Genomic DNA, 16,026 nt, shown 5'->3' with positions numbered 1-16,026 from the left:
GTTTATTCTTTGTTTTTCAGCTTGCAAATCCCCTGCGTCATGGTTCCCATGGGGCAGAAGGCACACCATGTACGGGGCTTGTAGAGCACCATGACGATGAGGCCGATGAGCAGCGAGGTCAGCATGAGGCTGTAAAAGCCGAAGCTGAATTGGGCTACCCAGTCTGTCACCGTTCCGGCGGTGTAGGCCCAGCCCCACGGCACACGGAAGGTCCAGAACAGCTTAATGGCCTCCCGCAGGGACGAAGTACCCGCAGCGACCAGATATGTCTGAAACACCATGTTGCCGAACATCGTCAGGAAAAAGATCAAAAAGCCATAACGGAACCACTTGGAGGACATCCAGCGGGGCGTGGGCTTGCAGCGGGAGCATTTAAGGTCTGTCCCCAGCTTGCTGAACAGTTGACCCCGTCCGCAGAGGTGGTTGCAAAAGTATTTGTTCCCACCAAAGATGGCTAAGAACAGCGGCAGAAGAAAATCGATCATGCCCAGCCACGCGAACAGGATATTGAAAAAGCCCAGTGCAAAATAGATGATTGCATATACCAACAGGTAATCGTACCAATGCTTTACTTTCATGCGTCAGCCCTCACTTTCACCTCAATGCAGCCGACGGGACAGATCTTTGCGCACTTGCCGCAGCCTACGCATCGTTCCGCCTCCACAGCGGCGTAGCAGCCGCGGCGCACCTTGACGGCCCCCAGTGGACAGGTATTTTCACACACGCCGCAGGCGACGCACCGCGTCTTATCTATGGCGGCCAGTTTCTTTGACAGCATAGCGTTCCTCCCTTAATCCTGCAAGGATTTGTAATAGAGCATACAGTGGCAGAATCCCTCGAAGCCCGGATCTGCAATTTGATCCTTAAACTCCTGGCACATACATTTGGTCGCCTCTGTGCTCTCCCTGCGGCAGGGGCAGTACCCGCCGGTGCGCTTGAGTCCTTCTCTGATGGTGCTGACAATCTCCTGATCGGAATTGAGCTTGATTTTCATGTTCGCCACCTCTTTCTTGTTGATTGATTGTGGCTTTATCATACCGCAGTACAAAGCATTTTTCTGTGACGAGGTTACGTTACGGCAAATTTTTATATAAGTGAGAAAGAGCCGTGAAGCGGTATCTTACATACTGCTTCACGGCTCTTTGTTTATAGGTTTTGTTGTGCTTCCTTACTCAGCCACAGAAAACTGGTCTTTGCCAACAAAACATAAGGGGCATTCAAAATCATCCGGAATATCTTCCCATTTTGTACCCGGTGCAATGCCGCCTTCCGGATAGCCATTTTCTTCGTCGTATTCCCAACCACACACATCGCATACATATTTCATAATGAAATTCTTCTTTCTTGTTTTTTATTTCGCACACAACATTAGCCCGACTTTATCGTCATCAGAAACAATAACGATTCCTATCTTACTCAAAGAATATCCACAGCTTCCGCTTGTTTTACTCTCTTTGTTTTCTTATTCCCTGAAATCATTTTATGACCCGTATATACTGCCATAACCATGCAGATCAAGGAACTAAGCGCAAGGTACTTATGCGTTGTTTTTGAGCCTTTATATCCAGTGCAAAAAGTTCCAAACATGGTAATTACCGCTCCGATTGACCAATATTTATGTGCTTTCATGACTTGTTTGCCTCCTGCCTGCAATACATGACATTCAGTTCTCTATGTTGGTTCTAAGATACCATGCGCGGAACGATCACGCTTTCCACAGACTGTGGAGGTTGCAGTAGGCGTAGACCGCCTCGACTTCGTCGCCCTCGCAGAGCGCAAAGCAGACCTCCGGCTTCTCGCCCGGGTGCAGTTCCTTGCGCTGGTTGCCCTGATTGGTGTGGAGGGACACCCACTCGATGTAGTGCTCCGGCAGCATGGGATGCTCTACGGAGCCGACCTTGACATGAACGATGCCGTTTTCCACAGTCCAGACAGGGACGTGCTTCTCCACGGCGGCGTCGGTGGTACCGGGGATGATCTCGCTCATCGGCTCACCGCAACAGATGACGGGAACGCCCGTGTCCTTGACCTTGGCAATGATGTTGCCGCAATGCTTGCAAATGTAAAACTTCTGCTCCATGATTCGTTCTCCTTTTCTCTTTAATAGTTTTCTGCGTGAATTTCAAAGTAGCTCTGGGGATGGTTGCAGGTCGGGCAGACCTCCGGTGCTTTCTCACCGATCACGATATGCCCGCAGTTGCGGCACTCCCATACCTTGACCTCACTCTTGGCGAAGACCTCCGCCATCTCCACATTGTGCAGCAGGGCACGGTAGCGCTCCTCATGATGCTTTTCAATGGCGGCTACCAGGCGGAAACGCTGGGCCAGCTCATGGAAACCCTCCTCGTCGGCGGTTTTGGCAAAGCCGTCGTACATATCCGTCCACTCGTAGTTCTCGCCCTCAGCGGCGGAGAGAAGGTTTTCGGCGGTGTCGCCAATGCCGTTCAGCTCTTTGAACCACAGCTTGGCGTGTTCCTTCTCATTATCAGCGGTTTTGAGGAACAGCGCCGCGATCTGCTCGTAGCCTTCCTTCTTGGCCTTGGATGCAAAATAGGTGTATTTGTTGCGCGCCTCGGACTCACCGGCAAAGGCAGCCATCAGGTTTTTTTCGGTTTGAGTTCCTGCGTATTTCGTTTCTTTCATGGCGGATACTCCTTCCTGTTTTTCTGCTTTTATTGTAGCAAATCTATGATTTTCTTCTGTAACGAAGTCACATTTCTTTTTATTTTAGACGATTTAGTCTGTTCTTATCCCGCAGCGTGATTGCACCACGCTTCAGCTCCACCAGCCCGTCCTCCGAGAAGCTTTTGAGCATCCGTGCCACTGCCTCCCGTGCCGAGCTGATGTGCTGGGCGATCTGCTCATGGGTCATGCGTATCGTGTCGGAGCCGGTACGTTCCGCTTCGGCAAAGAGAAATTCTGCCAGCCGCTGATCCAATCCCTTGAACATAATCTGCTGCATCGCCCACATCACATCAGAAAACCGTTTCGTTGCCAGTTCATAAAGAAAACAGCGGACATGGAGATTTTTCTCCTTGAGTGCAGCAATGACATTTGCAGAGATAATCAGAATGTCCGTATCCATTCCGGCAGTCATTTGTGTATCAAAGGTGATCTGACTGATCACGCAGGAGGCGGAAAGCACGCATAGTTCGCCCGGATACAGGCGGAACAGCGTTACCTCCCGCCCCTCATCAGAGAGAAGATAGGTGCGGATCTCGCCGGAAAGAATAAACAGCATTCCGAGACATTCATTGTCGCTGCTGTGAACGAACGCACCCTTTTTATAATGACGGACAAAGGCACTTCGGCGTAGTGTGTCCATTTCGCGTTCGGTCAAGGATGACCAGAACGGAAGTTGTGTCAGTGTGCGTTCCATATCAATGGCAGCTATGCTTGCCGCAGCCGTGGTCACCGCAGGAGTGACCAGCCTCGCCGTGTTCATGGTCATGGTGGTCACAGTGAACATTGGGATCGTAGCCCAAACTTCCGTTGAGCAATGCGCTCACCGCCGCGTCAGCGTCCCCGCTGACACCGCCGTAGAGCTTGATGCCCGCTTCGGCGAGTGCTGCCTGCGCACCGCCGCCGATGCCTCCGCAAATCAAAGTGTCCACGCCGTTCTGCATCAGTCGGTCATTTTTTGCGGACAGTTCAATACATGCCTGTCTGTTTCGCTCCCTGCTCCTGCGTTTGCTCTCGTTTGATTTCTCCCTCTGTATCTTCTTGGCACAAGCAGGACAATACTTCGATATGCCAGAGCGGGGAACATATTCAACACCGCACACCGTACAATTCTTAGGCTTTAACGCAGTCCACCGCTTTGTCGGTGTGATATGTAATTCACCGACAAAGCCGATGAATTTATAATAAATCTTGATTTCCTGCCGCACCATTCCGTCTGTAAGTTTCTCACGTTCCGAAACAAGTATCTTGTCTATAAGTGCGTTTATGATGGTTGCGTCCAGTTCCTTAATGCCTTGATAGTTGCGGATTAGGGAGAGGAAATCACGGACACCCTGCGTCTTCTCATAGCTGTCGCTGAGCGTTTCCGTTACCTCTTTCAGCCTTGCTTCAATTTCAAGCTGTTCTTTCTGGTATTTTCCCGACATCATCTCAAAATTCCGCTCGGTAATACGCTCCATCACCTTATCTTCATAGAGTGAGGAAAACAGCCTGTCCAGTTCTGCAAGGCGTTTGTTCAGTTTTCTTTGCTCCTTTTCCAGTGCCTTTGCCTTGCTCTGGTCTGTTTCCGTGAGCCGCTTTTCAATCGCCCTCACTGCCTTTTCATCATTGACTGCCATATCCGCAAATCGGTTGATGTCGGTGAGGACAGCGTTGAACAAGTCCCTCGCTTCAATGCTGTGTGCGGTACACATGATATTACCGTATCTGCCATAATTATTGCAGGAATATTGTACGCAGTCGATGATGTCGGGGCGTTTCCTCCTGTTGGCACTCATAGCCCGCATCGCATAGCCGCAGTCCGCACACTTAATAACGCCTGCAAAGATGTTCTCAAAGCCGCCCTTGTTTTCTGGTAATCTGCGGCTTGTAATAAGCTGCTGTACGGTATCAAATTCCTCCTGCGTGACTATCCCCTCATGGGTGTCTGGTATCACTTCCCATTCTTCGGGCAGCTTAGAGGGGCGTTTCTTGCTTTTCATGTTGGCGGCAATCCGCTTGTAGCCTGCAAGGTTTCCCGCATATATCGGGCTTCTTAAAATGCCCCTTACGCTGTTCTCGCTCCAAATATAACGGTTCTCCTCATTCTCCTCAAAATACCTCTCATAGCCTGTTGCCCCCTGCTCCGCCGCATAAGCGGCGGGGCGTAAGATATGCTGTTTGTTGATGTGCTTGCGGATTTTGGCGATTCCGTTGCCCGCTAACGCAAGGTCAAATATTTCCCTTACCACATGGGCAACTTTGTCATCTATCAGCAGATGGTTGTGGTCGGCGGGGTCTTTGACGTAACCGTATGGTGCTGTCGTCCCCATGAATTTCCCCTGCTGAAACCTCGCTCGGTACGCCGATTTTATCTTGACCGACACATCGGCGGAATACATTTCGTTTAGGATGTTGCGGAAAGGCGTGATGTCCATAGCGGATTTATTGAGCGTGTCCACGCCGTCATTGACCGCTATATACCTCACATTATGCTCTGGGAAAAACACTTCCAGATACAGTCCGCAATCAAGATAGTTCCTCCCCAGACGAGATAAATCTTTCGTGATAACGCAGTTTATCAGACCGCTTTCAATGTCCTTAATCATGTTCTGGAAACTTGGTCTTTGGAAATTTGTACCAGAGTAACCGTCGTCCACATACGTTTTTGCTAAGTGCCATCCCTGCTTTTTCACATAATCCGTGAGGATGGATTTCTGTGTCGCAATGCTCGCACTCTCGTTATCCGTGCCATCGTCTTTTGACAAGCGGCAGTACATGCCGACTTCATAAATCTTGTTCTCCATTCTTATTCCTGCCATACTGTAAAACCTCCATATCTGTCCTATCTGTTTTCATGTTCCATTGCGTACATTCTAAGCGGACAGCCCCTCATTGTCGAAGGTGTCGCCCTCGGCAATCTTCTTCCGAATATCCTCGGAAATAATCGGGATAAACGCTTCTGTGACTGTCTGCGTGCCGACATATTCACGGCTGATTATCATCTGAACTGGTGCTTTCGGCACGATACGCTTTCTCTTTTTATCTGCTTTCTTATCCTCGCCCATACTTAAATCTTCCTTTCCAGACAGGGCAGGAGAACGTCTGGAAACGCCCCGCCCTGTCAATCAGATACCATCAATCCCCGCTGTTTACTTCTTTCTGTAATGCTTCAAGGAGTGCTGCTGCTTCATCAGCGTTCAACGTGATACCCTTTCCGCACTTCTCACGGTTCGGGGAAAAGCTGCGGATGTCATATTTCGGCTCTCTTCCGTTCCATGAGATAAGATTGATTTCTTTTGTGTAGCCGCTGTCGCCCTTAGACAATACGGCGATTTCCTTTACAATCTCATACTGGATTTCTTTCATTCTTCATACCTCAATTTTCTGCATTTACCTCCCGAAAAGAGAAGATTAGCGGCTGTCCCTGCCCCGTTTCCTCTGCAATTCACGCTCCAAAAGTTTAATGATGGTTTCCTCCATCTGCTTCGGCGTTGTGTTCTTCGGAAAATACTTTTTCAGCTTGCTTGTGTTGATTTTCAAGGTTTCTTTCTGGTTTCCCTTTTCCTCCGTCATAATTGCAAATATCGTATCCATGTCAAGCCGCCCGCTCTGGCTTAGGCTTTTCATCCGCTGTGCCTGTGAGAGTGAGGGCGTTGCTTCTTCGCTCTCCATCGTGGCAAAGAGGTTTTCCTGCTCGTCTTTCTTCAAAAAGGACAGTTCCACCGCAGGCGTGAGGGCGATTTTCCCCTCGTCCACCATCCGCAAAATCGGCGGTATCAGTTCCGTCAAACGGATAAATCTTTGTACGGTCATCCTGCCTACGCCGAAGCCCTGTGCCACCTTGTCGTCCGTCCGCAACTTCGTCACAACTTGTGACGAGGTTAAGTCTGTGCGGAAACCCTGCCGCTTCATGGCTTCGGATTTCATCTTGTAGGCAAACGCCCGCTCTGATGGCAGGATATTCTCACGCTGTAAATTACTGTCTACAAGGGTGATGATGGCTCGGTCACGGTCTAAGGGCAGGACAAACGCAGGCACGGTATTTATCCCTGCAAGTTCAGACGCACGGACACGCCGCTGCCCTGCAATCACTTCATAGCCGTTCCCGTCCTCTTTCGGGCGTGTGATTATCGGCGTGACAATGCCAAATTCCTTGATGCTTTCCGCTAATTCTGACAGCGTTTCATCCTCTGCCACATGAAACGGATTGTCGGGAAACGGGTACAAGTCTTTGGTCTTTAACACCTTAAAATCCTGTTTCTTCATTCACATATCTACCTTTCTTTCGCTCTGCTTTTATGGTTTTTCTGCAATTCTTCCAACACTTCGGGCGGTATCTTTGAGAGCAGCCGCCCCATCTGCTCGTTGGTTCTCTGCAACTCAAATATCTTCTGGTTCGCTTTCTGCACCTTTAGTTCCTGCTCATACTTTTCATCACGCATACGCCCCGCATAGTCTGATTCCTGCCCGATTTGCTCCTTTAGGCTATTGATATAGGCACTCTGCTTACTGATTTCCTTTGAGAATTTCTCCACGTCTGGGAGCCATGCCGCAATCAGTTCCAGAGCCTTGTCACGCTTCTTCCCTGCATTAAAGGCGTTGATGTCGGACAGTGCAGACACAATTTCCTCATACTGTTTATCAAGCCTGCCGCCCAACTTATAGAGCCATGTGGGGACATGTTTCCGCTTCGTTTCCATTGAGGACTGACCTCTTTCAAGCTGATTCCACCGTGAGGACATCCGCTCATGGTAGGCGGTCTGCCATTCGGACAGGCTCTTTTGATTGCCTAAAATTGTTTTGGCAGACAGCTTATTGTCTGGTGTAATCGGCACAAAACAGAGGTGCATATGCGGCGTTCTCTCGTCCATGTGGACGACTGCGGAGAGGATATTTTTCTCCCCGACACGCTCTGAAATGAAATCCAGAGCCATCGTAAAATACGCTTTCTGTTCTTTGGGCGGCAGGCTGTTCATAAATTCTGGCGAAGCCGTGATAAGCGTTTCCACCATCATCACGCTATCTTTCCTCGTCCTGCACCCTGCTTCGGCTACCATGCGGTTAATCTCTTTCTTGTAGGTGTACCTCGGCGGATTCACAAGATGGTAGTTATCTTTCGAGCGTTCCATATCTATATCTGGATTGCTTTTATAGGCTTCTTTTTTACGCTCGTTGTGGCGTTCGCAAGCCGCAACGCCGCCCGCTTTGCGTTTCTGGAAACGCAGGATTGCATAGGGCATAATTCATCATCTTCCTTTCTTCGGCGGGTAAACTGCCCTTTGGGTGACAGCGGTGACGGCGGTGACAGCAGTTTTGGGATACCCCCTACCGACTGCCTCAACTGTCACCCTTATTCCCTGCATGACGGTCATGTCGATGATGACGGTGTTTTTGGAATACCCCCTCGCAAGAGCCGTCACCGTCATGCTGCCATTCTTTTATCCGAAGCGTGGAGCGTAGGATAAGCAGGGCGTAAGACCTGCCATAAGGGAGTCCAGAGGGAACGTCTGGCACACGACTTTGCAGGGCAAAGTGTAGTGTGTTACACCCTGTAAACGCAGTCGGAAAAATCGGAAGGATTTTTCTGACCGCAGGGGTGGTTTTACACGCCGAAAAGGGCGGGTAAATCCTACGCCTGCACTTTGCGTTTACGGGGTGTTCTCCCGCAGGGATGACAGCGGCAGGGTATCCTAAAATCACTGTCACCGCCGTCACCGCTGTCACCCGCAGGGCAGAGTCGCCAGCTTTACACGGCTTTAAGCGTCAATGACAGTAACAGGGGGTATCCCAATATCGCTGTCACCACCGTCACCGCTGTCACCCGCCCGCTTTGCAAGCGAAATCTGCCTGCCGTGTTTTTTGCGGCTGTACTGATAAACGATATGGTTCTCATTTAAAAATGTGGTGCGGTATTCATTGAGCCATTTCGTAATCACCGTGGGTATGGTTTCCGTTTCCCTCATAGCGGCTAACAGCTCCGTTGCCGTGCCTGCCCATTCTTCCTTATCCCTCATAAAATCCACCAACCGAAAAAGGACGTCTGGTATCGTTTCTTTCGCAAGCTGCTCCTGCGTTTTTCTCTCCACAAGTTCCCAACTGCAATCACGGAAACGCAGCGTGTATTCCTGATAGGGCGTGTCCCTGCCCGTCACATACAGCTTGGCGGTGTCGGATGCCCGTTTCTCCTTTTCCAGAACAAAGGTAGCGTCCGCACTCCCCGTTAAGCCTGTCGTCCCAGACACCTTGTTGAACACATCGCTGTCATTCTGCTTTCGGATGTGGTGTACGACAATGACCGCCAATGAATGCCTGTCGGCAAAGTCTTTGATTAGTGAGATGTCCCCATAGTCGCTTGCGTAGGCATTGTCTTTTGAAGCTGTACGGACTTTCTGCAAAGTGTCAATGACAATAAGCCTGCTGTTTGGGTAATCTTTCAGATAATCTTCAAGCTGCACGATAAGACCGTCTGACAGCTTGCAGCTTGCCACGGCAAAGTGAAGCCGCCTGCTCGCTTCGTTCGTCAATCGGAACAGCCTGTCCTGTATACGGCAGAACGTGTCCTCAAGGCAGAGGTAAAGCACGTCGCCCTCCATTGTCGGCATATCCCACAAGGGAAGTCCCTGCGACACGCATAAACATAGCTTCAGCATGAGCCAGCTCTTTCCTATCTTCTGTGAGCCGCAGAACAGCGACAAGCCTGTGGGGATAAGGCTGTCCACCACAAAGGACGGCTTCTCAAGCGGTTCATAAAGGAGCGTTTCGGCGTTGACTGTCTGTAACTTCTGCATGGCTTTCCTCCTTTCGGGCGGTGTTTTTGTTTTCGTTGCACATAGGCGTTGACCTCCTTAAAAATAGATTTACTCCCACGAAGAAAAAGTGAGAGTATGTAATGCCGCCAATCCCACACAAATAAAAAACAGATTTCTTTTTCGGGCGGTGTCGGTCACGGTTGGAGATACTTCCTCATTTCCGCCTTTACTTTCTCCTTTGCAATCGCAACAGATTTCTGTATTGCCGAAGCGGTGCAATGCTCCATAGCGGCGATTTGGTAAAAATTGAACTCATACTCGTAGTAGAGCAGGAAACGCCGCCTTTGTATCTCTGGCAGTCCGTCAACCGCCTTACAGAGCAGTTCTGCCCGTTCTGCCTCAATCATTTGTTCCTCTATGCTCTTAGGCAGCTTCAACGCCCGCCTGTTCAGCGTTTCGTCCCATACTTCCGAAAACTCCCTGTGCCGCTCGTCCCATTGGAGGAGATTCCTGTTCCTGCGTTCCATCTGCCGAAACTCCATAAAGAACTGTTCCGACACTTCCAACTCGTGGGATTTGCCCTGCCCGTCCTTAAAGCTGATAAAATACCTTGTGCCGCTTTCCGTGGATTCCTCCCGAAGCGTGTACGCCTTAACTCTGTATGCCATCCCGCTTGCCTCCTGCAAAAAATAAGTGAGGGGATTTCCATCCCTCACCCAGTAGCCCGCAGGACGGCAGGCTGTTTTAGACGCTATAAAATTTTCGTAGCTTCTTCCGCAGATGGTCTAACCTCGCATAGATGGCACCAGTCGTCAAATGCACGAGCGGGGCAATCTCCTTTGTGGAATACCCCTGCATTTTCAGCAGGACGATTTTCAAGGTACGCCCGTCCACCGCGACTAATACTTGATAGAGATTTTCGCTCTCAATCTCGTCCAGTAACTCCGCAACCGTACCCACTTCCGTCTGCCGCTCCCTGTCTGCCATGTCCTCAAGGTATTCCGCAATGTCATTCGTCCATCGGTAAAACCGCCTGTTGGAATTGAAGTCTGCCCTGTCCGCAATGCGTATCTGCTCAATGGTCGCTTCATCAACGCCGCACTCACGCAGCAGCTTTTCCTCCGCTTCTTTCCAGATACGCCATTTCCTGTCCTCCCGTCCGTGGTTATATGCCATGCTTCTTTTCCTCCAATCAGAATTGATTGAGAGGGCAGAGAAAAACCCCCTCATTTTCCCAAAGGAAAAAACAAGGGGGCTGAACGCCTTAAATTTTAATTTTCTATTATCTTTCTTAGTTTTCTTAGGATTCTGGCTTTGCGTTTGTTCACAACGCTCTGGGTTATGCCGAACCTCGCCCCGACTTCACGCTCAGAAAGTCCGTCAAAAAAGATTGCCTGTATCAATTCCTGTTCACTATCCGACAGCAAAGGCAGGGCGGCTTTCAGCCTGTCCACCATAACCGCATTGACAACGGTTTCCGCAATGTCTGCCGCTTCATCAGCGATAAAGTCTAAAGGCTTCCCCTCGCTGTCCGTAAATCCATCCAGAGAAAGCAGGCTGTTCTTCGTATCTAATTTTTTCAGATAACGCCACCGTTCCTTATCTCGGTAGAAGTCCGTGTATTGCTCCCTCACGACTTCAAGCAGACAGCCTTGAATGGGGATAAACAGCTTGTCCATATAGGTCTGGTCGGATTCCCTGCGGCGGCAGAAATCCGTATAGGACAGTTCCACATATCTGCCGCTTTCCTTGATATATACCTTTCTCGGTGCGTATTTCACTGTAAGTACCTCCCATCTGAATTTTTGAAATGTTCAAAATCCAGATGGAGAGGTGGCGAACGACACCTAACACCACTAATAGCCCTATGGCACTTTCCAACAAAAATCGACAAAAGAAAAACCGCAAAGGCTCTATGACCTTTACGGTTATGGGAAATATTAATTCTGTTGTATGGAGATTGTACTTCTACATTCAAGGCAGGAAGTGCCGTTGCATAGGCAGAAATTTTTTTAACTGGTTTCCTGCCGTTCTCTGATATGCTATGTATTGATAAATTTTGCTTCGTATGAGCAGATAGATAACTGCCCGAAAAAAGGACATAAAAAAATCCCTCCAAATTTAAAAACAAATTCAGAGGGTAATTTAGGGTATAACAAAATAACCCACCCGAATATCGTTTTTTTTATTTGGTGAGTTTGTTCTTTCAAATACGAAACAAAAAGAGCCGATGATTCGTGAATTGTTCCACAATTTCATCGGCTCTGCGTCTTAAGCGTCTGGCTCTTTGATGACAGTTATCTTCAAGTTGTCAACTTTAATCAATCTTTCTTGTCTGCATTTTGGACAATAAAGGGGATAATTCTCCAAAACAGTGTCCTTCCTAATTTTATTACGGGTTTTGTTCCCACAAACAGGACACAATATCCATTCGCATTTCATCATAATTAGTCTCTAATCCTTTCAAATCTCATTTTATATGACTTTTGCAAGCTGTTAAGCTAACTTGTGGAACATATGCCGAACCTTATCTATACGGCTATTCGGGCGGCGGGGTTGGCAAATAAATTTACCAATAGCTGGCTGGTATCCTTTTAACTCTGTCAAGCAGACTCCCTGCCCATTTGTGAAATAAGTTAAATCGTTCCTGTATTCTTGAATACATCTAGCAGGGATTTCTCCTTTCAGAATGACCTCGTCATTCTTTATCTGAGTACTTACAATATCTGCACAATACCTTGGAGCATCATGATACGCCCGTGAGAGATATTCCTGCGGTGCATAAATTTCAAAGTGGAGATATGGCTCTAATAGTTCTGTCCCTGCTTTTTTTAAAGCCTGCTCCAATACGATAGGGGAAAGCAGCCGAAAGTCTGCGGGGGTACTTACAGGACTATAATACAATCCATATTCAAAACAGATTTTACAGTCTGTCACTTTCCATCCATACAGCCCCTGCTCGCAGCCATAAAGAACCCCCTCCATAACCGCATTTTGGAACGATTGATTTAAATATCCAAGTGAAACTCTGCTTTCATACTGCACTCCGCTTCCAATAGGGAGCGGCTCTATGGACAACCCGACAGAAGCCCAGAAAGGATTTGGCGGGACTTCTATGTGGATGGTATATTCTGCTTTTCTAAGCGGTCTTTCCATATATATAACAGTAGGCTCTTTTATTTCTGCCTCCACATGATATTTTTCCTCAAGGATGGCACAAATGACTTCCATCTGCACTTTCCCCAAAAAAGAAAGTATAATCTCATGCGTTGTAGTATCCACATAATATTTTAAAAGAGGGTCGCCATCTGAAATTTCTGTAAGTGCCCCAAGCAATATTTCCCGCTGTTCAGATTTCTTTACTGCAATCGTTGTTTGGAGCATAGGGAGAGGATTTTCAATAAATTTTCTCTGCGGCAACAGTATTCCGTTCCCCAAAATACTGTTTAGCTGCAAAACATCATTTGGTAAAATTACAATATCACCAGAGCAGGCTGTATCGGATGAATATAATTCACCGTTTGTCGGAACACACATCTCTGTGATTTTTATTTTCTCTTTTTCAGATATTCTAATAACATCCCTCAAATGCAATGTTCCGCTATATATACGCACATAAACAAAACGCCGCCTTTTCTCTGAATATTCAATCTTAAAAACCTGCCCGCATAGTTCAGATTGACCTTCAGGCGTTGATGAATAAAATTTACTGGCAATCACTTCTATAAGCTGCCGAATCCCCAGATTGTTTTTAGCGCTTCCGTGATAAACGGGAAATAACGTTCCGTTTTGGAATCTCCTGTTTTCTTCCTGTTCCAGTTCTGACATTTTAAACGGTTTCCCTGACATATATTTCTCTAATAGTTCATCGTTTCCCATAATTACCGCATCCCACTGTTCCATATCGTCATTGTCCGTTACATTTATATGGGGATGCTGCCCAACCTTTTGCTTCACTATAATTTCCGAAGAAAGCTTTGCTTTCATTTCTCGATATACCATTGGCAAATCAATCCCCTCTTGGTCAATTTTATTGATGAAAAAAATTGTCGGAATCTTCATTGTCTGTAGTGCATGAAACAGTATACGGGTCTGTGCCTGTATGCCATCCTTTGCAGAAACTAATAATACTGCTCCGTCTAATACGGATAAAGAACGGTATACTTCCGCCAAAAAATCCATATGGCCTGGCGTATCTATAATGTTGACTTTTACATCCTCCCACTGAAAAGATGTCACTGCTGTCTGGATAGTGATTCCCCTTTGACGCTCCAAATTCATTGTATCTGTCCTTGTTGTGCCTTCATCTACGCTCCCTAGTTCTGCAATTGCACCACTGGTATACAATAAACTTTCCGTTAATGTTGTCTTTCCTGCGTCAACGTGAGCCAGAATGCCTAAGTTAATTATTTTCATGTGATTTTCCTCCTATCAACACCCAAAAAAGGGCATAAAAATACCCAGTGATAAATACTCCTATCACTGGGTAAATAACTCCAATAGCCCCAAAACACTTATATGTTTTCGGGCATATAAAATTACATGATAAAAGTATTCTTAAACTGGGTACAAAAAACTAAGCCCCATATTAAAAGTGAAACGAGACTGCTACTTTTTGTTCCCACTATCAAATTGACAGTTTATTTAAGAATACCTTGCCGCATATTTATTAACTCCTTGTATAATACTGAATCTAATTATATTCCTTAACCCTTTATTTGTCAAGCTGACAAACTAAAGCAGAAAAAGCGGCAGGATTTCCCCCTGCCACTAATCATCTGTTTATGCAAAAATAATTTCCTTTTCCACAATCTCCCTCGCACAAGCCCTTATGTTATTGAGGCATCCTGTCCATTCTAAGGCGTTTTCTGCCTTTAGCTGTTCCGTTATGCCCTGTGCCTGTTTCATACCCTCTATGAGCCTTTCAAAGCGTTCCTGTGCCTGTCTGTTGATGTCGGCAAGGTAGGCGTTTAGCCTGCCGCTTGTAAGAAGATTGGTGTATGTAACTTTACGGTACTGTTTTAGATAATCTAAATGCCGTTGCCCCCAGATGCCTATTGCCTGTTCTTCTTCGGCGGGTACAGTTAAGCACGGTATCAAATAATCCCCTTGCCTTTCGTATTTGCCGCCCAGTTCCTCAAATAATGATTTTGCCATTGTCTGTTACCTCCACATTCTTTTTTATTTTGAATGTCCGCAAAATCCGTCCTACATCAGGAATCCTGCCAGTGCGCCGTGACCGCTGCCGTTGGTATCAACGACTTCCGCATGGACGATTTTGCCGTCCACAGATTCATAAAGCTTGAACTGCTCGGTGTGACCGAAATGCTGAAAGATCTGACCGTTGTCATAGGTAACTGCAATTTTCATAATGGAATCTCCTTTGCAAGTTTTGCCTGATTTTTCCATGTTGGCTCTCTGCATCCGGCAGCAACGGCCGCAGTGAGCTGCCTCCTGTCCTCCGCAGATGCGGTAGTTTCCCCCGGTGATGTGCAGCGGTTTCCCGTGGACAAGACACGCTACGATCTTGCTCCGTGCGCTTTCGTAAATCTCCTGCACGGTAGAGCGGGAAATCTCCATTTGAGCGGCACACTGCTCGTGGGTTTGCTGCTCCAAGTCAACCAGCCGAATGACCTCGTATTCGTCCAGCGTCAGCAGGATCGGCTCGGTATTCTCGCACCCGTTAGGACAGAATGTATCGACCTGTGGTACGCCACAAATTCGACGGCACCGTGGCGGTCTTGGCATGGGAGCTTTCCTCCCTTTGTATTCGGTATATTCCGATTATAGCACTTTGAGCAGAAAAAGCAATTTTTCAAAAGCTGCTACATTTTCCGTCCTCATATGTGTGCTGGCTGATATTCGGTGTCGAAGACTACGTGTGAGCCATGTTCGTATTGTCAGATTATCTACATTTGACAGAACTTCGCAGGGTATCCTCTTCCGAATAGTTCGCATTGATGTCCATCGGGTTGATATACTGCGCGCTGGAAGGGCTGATTTTAATGACCTGCCCCTCAAATTTCTTCACCAGTGCCGTGTACTCGGCTTCCGGATCGCACACAATTACATCGTCATCCGTCACCAGAAACGCATTGGCGATTTCTCGCTTGGCAGAGAAGGATTTACCGGAACCGGGAGTACCCAGAATCAGCCCGTTGGGGTTTTTGAGCTTTTTCCGGTCAACCATAATCAGGTTGTTGGACAGAGCATTCAGCCCATAGTACAGAGCCTCTTTCCCGGTCTGAAACAGTTCCTGGGTGGTAAACGGAACGAAAATTGCCGTGCTGCTGGTAGTCATGCTGCGCTGAATCTCAATCAGGTTCTGTGCCAGCGGCAGACAGCTCATCAGCCCCTGCTCCTGCTGAAAGCCCAGACGGCGCAGGTTGCAGTTGTACTTCTGCGCGATACTGGAAGCTTGAAACACATTGGTTTCCAGCTCCTGCTCCGTCTCGCCGGTATTCATCACCAGAAAGGTCAGCAGGAACATACGCTCATTCTGGCTCTGCAATTCCTTCAGCAGTGCCTTTGCGTCCCTGCCGTAAGTTGCCAAATCTGACGGAAATAGCGATAGGTAAGCCTTTGAAGTTATCTCCAGCTTTTCCCCCGCTTC

22 protein-coding genes and 2 pseudogenes are annotated in these 16,026 nt (G+C 47.8%); all 24 read right to left on the bottom strand.

The annotated features are described in order from the left end of the window. Positions 1–2: 2 nt before the first annotated feature. On the bottom strand, positions 3–578 hold the full coding sequence (locus tag DWX68_RS08560) for a 4Fe-4S binding protein (RefSeq protein WP_118569951.1): 576 nt from the start codon (positions 576–578) through the stop codon (positions 3–5). Continuing rightward, positions 575–778 carry a 4Fe-4S binding protein gene (locus DWX68_RS08555; protein WP_107000759.1) on the bottom strand — a complete coding sequence of 68 codons (204 nt, stop codon included), beginning with the start codon at positions 776–778 and terminating at the stop codon, positions 575–577. The genes DWX68_RS08560 and DWX68_RS08555 overlap by 4 nt, the downstream gene beginning before the upstream one ends. A 12-nt stretch (positions 779–790) precedes the next feature. Next, on the bottom strand, positions 791–1,036 hold the full coding sequence (locus tag DWX68_RS08550) for a ferredoxin-thioredoxin reductase catalytic domain-containing protein (RefSeq protein ID WP_107001011.1): 246 nt from the start codon (positions 1,034–1,036) through the stop codon (positions 791–793). A gap of 132 nt (positions 1,037–1,168) precedes the next feature. Beyond that, positions 1,169–1,327, bottom strand: coding sequence for a rubredoxin (locus DWX68_RS08545; protein WP_107000760.1), 159 nt, complete (start codon positions 1,325–1,327; stop codon positions 1,169–1,171). A gap of 89 nt (positions 1,328–1,416) precedes the next feature. Beyond that, positions 1,417–1,629 carry a DUF6219 family protein gene (locus DWX68_RS08540; RefSeq protein WP_107000761.1) on the bottom strand — a complete coding sequence of 71 codons (213 nt, stop codon included), beginning with the start codon at positions 1,627–1,629 and terminating at the stop codon, positions 1,417–1,419. 76 nt (positions 1,630–1,705) lie between these two features. After that, complete coding sequence (locus DWX68_RS08535; protein ID WP_107000762.1) at positions 1,706–2,080, bottom strand: desulfoferrodoxin family protein; 375 nt, start codon at positions 2,078–2,080, stop codon at positions 1,706–1,708. 20 nt (positions 2,081–2,100) lie between these two features. Next, positions 2,101–2,643 (bottom strand): rubrerythrin, encoded by a 543-nt coding sequence (rbr, locus tag DWX68_RS08530; protein ID WP_107000763.1) that lies wholly within the window; start codon positions 2,641–2,643, stop codon positions 2,101–2,103. 79 nt (positions 2,644–2,722) lie between these two features. Next, on the bottom strand, positions 2,723–3,379 hold the full coding sequence (locus tag DWX68_RS08525) for a Crp/Fnr family transcriptional regulator (RefSeq protein WP_107000764.1): 657 nt from the start codon (positions 3,377–3,379) through the stop codon (positions 2,723–2,725). 1 nt (position 3,380) lies between these two features. Further along, positions 3,381–3,626, bottom strand: coding sequence for a NifB/NifX family molybdenum-iron cluster-binding protein (locus DWX68_RS15110; protein WP_270706396.1), 246 nt, complete (start codon positions 3,624–3,626; stop codon positions 3,381–3,383). Next, positions 3,626–5,483: pseudogene (locus tag DWX68_RS08520) on the bottom strand (recombinase family protein). Before DWX68_RS08520 ends, DWX68_RS15110 begins: the two are co-directional and overlap by 1 nt. Positions 5,484–5,537: 54 nt before the next feature. After that, positions 5,538–5,729: a hypothetical protein gene (locus DWX68_RS08515; RefSeq protein ID WP_002596259.1), complete on the bottom strand. Its 192-nt coding sequence runs from the start codon at positions 5,727–5,729 to the stop codon at positions 5,538–5,540. A 70-nt stretch (positions 5,730–5,799) separates the two neighbouring features. Beyond that, positions 5,800–6,030 (bottom strand): PC4/YdbC family ssDNA-binding protein, encoded by a 231-nt coding sequence (locus tag DWX68_RS08510; protein WP_002596258.1) that lies wholly within the window; start codon positions 6,028–6,030, stop codon positions 5,800–5,802. A gap of 45 nt (positions 6,031–6,075) precedes the next feature. Then, positions 6,076–6,930 (bottom strand): ParB/RepB/Spo0J family partition protein, encoded by an 855-nt coding sequence (locus tag DWX68_RS08505; RefSeq protein ID WP_002596257.1) that lies wholly within the window; start codon positions 6,928–6,930, stop codon positions 6,076–6,078. A gap of 8 nt (positions 6,931–6,938) precedes the next feature. Continuing rightward, positions 6,939–7,904 carry a MobV family relaxase gene (mobV, locus tag DWX68_RS08500; protein ID WP_002596256.1) on the bottom strand — a complete coding sequence of 322 codons (966 nt, stop codon included), beginning with the start codon at positions 7,902–7,904 and terminating at the stop codon, positions 6,939–6,941. A gap of 6 nt (positions 7,905–7,910) precedes the next feature. Next, positions 7,911–8,090, bottom strand: coding sequence for a hypothetical protein (locus DWX68_RS08495; protein WP_004613323.1), 180 nt, complete (start codon positions 8,088–8,090; stop codon positions 7,911–7,913). 330 nt (positions 8,091–8,420) lie between these two features. Next, a complete protein-coding gene (locus DWX68_RS08485; RefSeq protein ID WP_002596255.1) occupies positions 8,421–9,452 on the bottom strand; it encodes an AAA family ATPase in 1,032 nt (343 codons plus the stop codon). Between the two features lie 155 nt (positions 9,453–9,607). Continuing rightward, entirely contained in the window at positions 9,608–10,081 is a 474-nt protein-coding gene (locus tag DWX68_RS08480; RefSeq protein WP_002596254.1) for a sigma-70 family RNA polymerase sigma factor, read from the bottom strand. 76 nt (positions 10,082–10,157) lie between these two features. After that, positions 10,158–10,589, bottom strand: a complete 432-nt coding sequence (locus DWX68_RS08475; RefSeq protein ID WP_002596253.1) for a sigma-70 family RNA polymerase sigma factor — start codon at positions 10,587–10,589, stop codon at positions 10,158–10,160. A gap of 95 nt (positions 10,590–10,684) precedes the next feature. After that, positions 10,685–11,194 carry a sigma-70 family RNA polymerase sigma factor gene (locus DWX68_RS08470; RefSeq protein WP_002596252.1) on the bottom strand — a complete coding sequence of 170 codons (510 nt, stop codon included), beginning with the start codon at positions 11,192–11,194 and terminating at the stop codon, positions 10,685–10,687. Positions 11,195–11,684: 490 nt separating this feature from the next. After that, positions 11,685–11,858, bottom strand: a complete 174-nt coding sequence (locus tag DWX68_RS08455) for a cysteine-rich KTR domain-containing protein (protein ID WP_008724758.1) — start codon at positions 11,856–11,858, stop codon at positions 11,685–11,687. A 51-nt stretch (positions 11,859–11,909) separates the two neighbouring features. After that, complete coding sequence (tet(O), locus tag DWX68_RS08450) at positions 11,910–13,829, bottom strand: tetracycline resistance ribosomal protection protein Tet(O) (RefSeq protein ID WP_002596250.1); 1,920 nt, start codon at positions 13,827–13,829, stop codon at positions 11,910–11,912. 366 nt (positions 13,830–14,195) lie between these two features. Beyond that, positions 14,196–14,570, bottom strand: a complete 375-nt coding sequence (locus tag DWX68_RS08445; protein WP_001129922.1) for a TnpV protein — start codon at positions 14,568–14,570, stop codon at positions 14,196–14,198. Between the two features lie 51 nt (positions 14,571–14,621). Further along, positions 14,622–15,161, bottom strand: coding sequence for a DUF134 domain-containing protein (locus DWX68_RS08440; RefSeq protein WP_182432165.1), 540 nt, complete (start codon positions 15,159–15,161; stop codon positions 14,622–14,624). 187 nt (positions 15,162–15,348) lie between these two features. Further along, a pseudogene (locus DWX68_RS08435) lies at positions 15,349–16,026 on the bottom strand (DUF87 domain-containing protein); the annotation flags it as partial.

Source organism: Clostridium sp. AF20-7 (assembly GCF_003479275.1).
GTDB lineage: Bacteria > Bacillota > Clostridia > Lachnospirales > Lachnospiraceae > Otoolea > Otoolea fessa.
Note: the sequence above shows the minus strand (reverse complement) of the source record. Positions and strands in the feature narration are given on the sequence as shown.

Coding starts and splice junctions, on each gene's coding strand:
- DWX68_RS08545 (WP_107000760.1), bottom strand. CDS start 1,327: ATGAAATATGTATGCGATGTGTGTGGTTGGGAATACGACGAAGAAAAT.
- DWX68_RS08480 (WP_002596254.1), bottom strand. CDS start 10,081: ATGGCATACAGAGTTAAGGCGTACACGCTTCGGGAGGAATCCACGGAA.
- DWX68_RS08560 (WP_118569951.1), bottom strand. CDS start 578: ATGAAAGTAAAGCATTGGTACGATTACCTGTTGGTATATGCAATCATC.
- DWX68_RS08485 (WP_002596255.1), bottom strand. CDS start 9,452: ATGCAGAAGTTACAGACAGTCAACGCCGAAACGCTCCTTTATGAACCG.
- DWX68_RS08555 (WP_107000759.1), bottom strand. CDS start 778: ATGCTGTCAAAGAAACTGGCCGCCATAGATAAGACGCGGTGCGTCGCC.
- DWX68_RS08540 (WP_107000761.1), bottom strand. CDS start 1,629: ATGAAAGCACATAAATATTGGTCAATCGGAGCGGTAATTACCATGTTT.
- DWX68_RS08525 (WP_107000764.1), bottom strand. CDS start 3,379: ATGGAACGCACACTGACACAACTTCCGTTCTGGTCATCCTTGACCGAA.
- DWX68_RS08505 (WP_002596257.1), bottom strand. CDS start 6,930: ATGAAGAAACAGGATTTTAAGGTGTTAAAGACCAAAGACTTGTACCCG.
- mobV (WP_002596256.1), bottom strand. CDS start 7,904: ATGCCCTATGCAATCCTGCGTTTCCAGAAACGCAAAGCGGGCGGCGTT.
- DWX68_RS15110 (WP_270706396.1), bottom strand. CDS start 3,626: ATGCAGAACGGCGTGGACACTTTGATTTGCGGAGGCATCGGCGGCGGT.
- DWX68_RS08495 (WP_004613323.1), bottom strand. CDS start 8,090: ATGACGGTGACGGCTCTTGCGAGGGGGTATTCCAAAAACACCGTCATC.
- DWX68_RS08475 (WP_002596253.1), bottom strand. CDS start 10,589: ATGGCATATAACCACGGACGGGAGGACAGGAAATGGCGTATCTGGAAA.
- DWX68_RS08550 (WP_107001011.1), bottom strand. CDS start 1,036: ATGATAAAGCCACAATCAATCAACAAGAAAGAGGTGGCGAACATGAAA.
- rbr (WP_107000763.1), bottom strand. CDS start 2,643: ATGAAAGAAACGAAATACGCAGGAACTCAAACCGAAAAAAACCTGATG.
- DWX68_RS08440 (WP_182432165.1), bottom strand. CDS start 15,161: ATGCCAAGACCGCCACGGTGCCGTCGAATTTGTGGCGTACCACAGGTC.
- DWX68_RS08535 (WP_107000762.1), bottom strand. CDS start 2,080: ATGGAGCAGAAGTTTTACATTTGCAAGCATTGCGGCAACATCATTGCC.
- DWX68_RS08510 (WP_002596258.1), bottom strand. CDS start 6,030: ATGAAAGAAATCCAGTATGAGATTGTAAAGGAAATCGCCGTATTGTCT.
- DWX68_RS08445 (WP_001129922.1), bottom strand. CDS start 14,570: ATGGCAAAATCATTATTTGAGGAACTGGGCGGCAAATACGAAAGGCAA.
- DWX68_RS08455 (WP_008724758.1), bottom strand. CDS start 11,858: ATGATGAAATGCGAATGGATATTGTGTCCTGTTTGTGGGAACAAAACC.
- DWX68_RS08515 (WP_002596259.1), bottom strand. CDS start 5,729: ATGGGCGAGGATAAGAAAGCAGATAAAAAGAGAAAGCGTATCGTGCCG.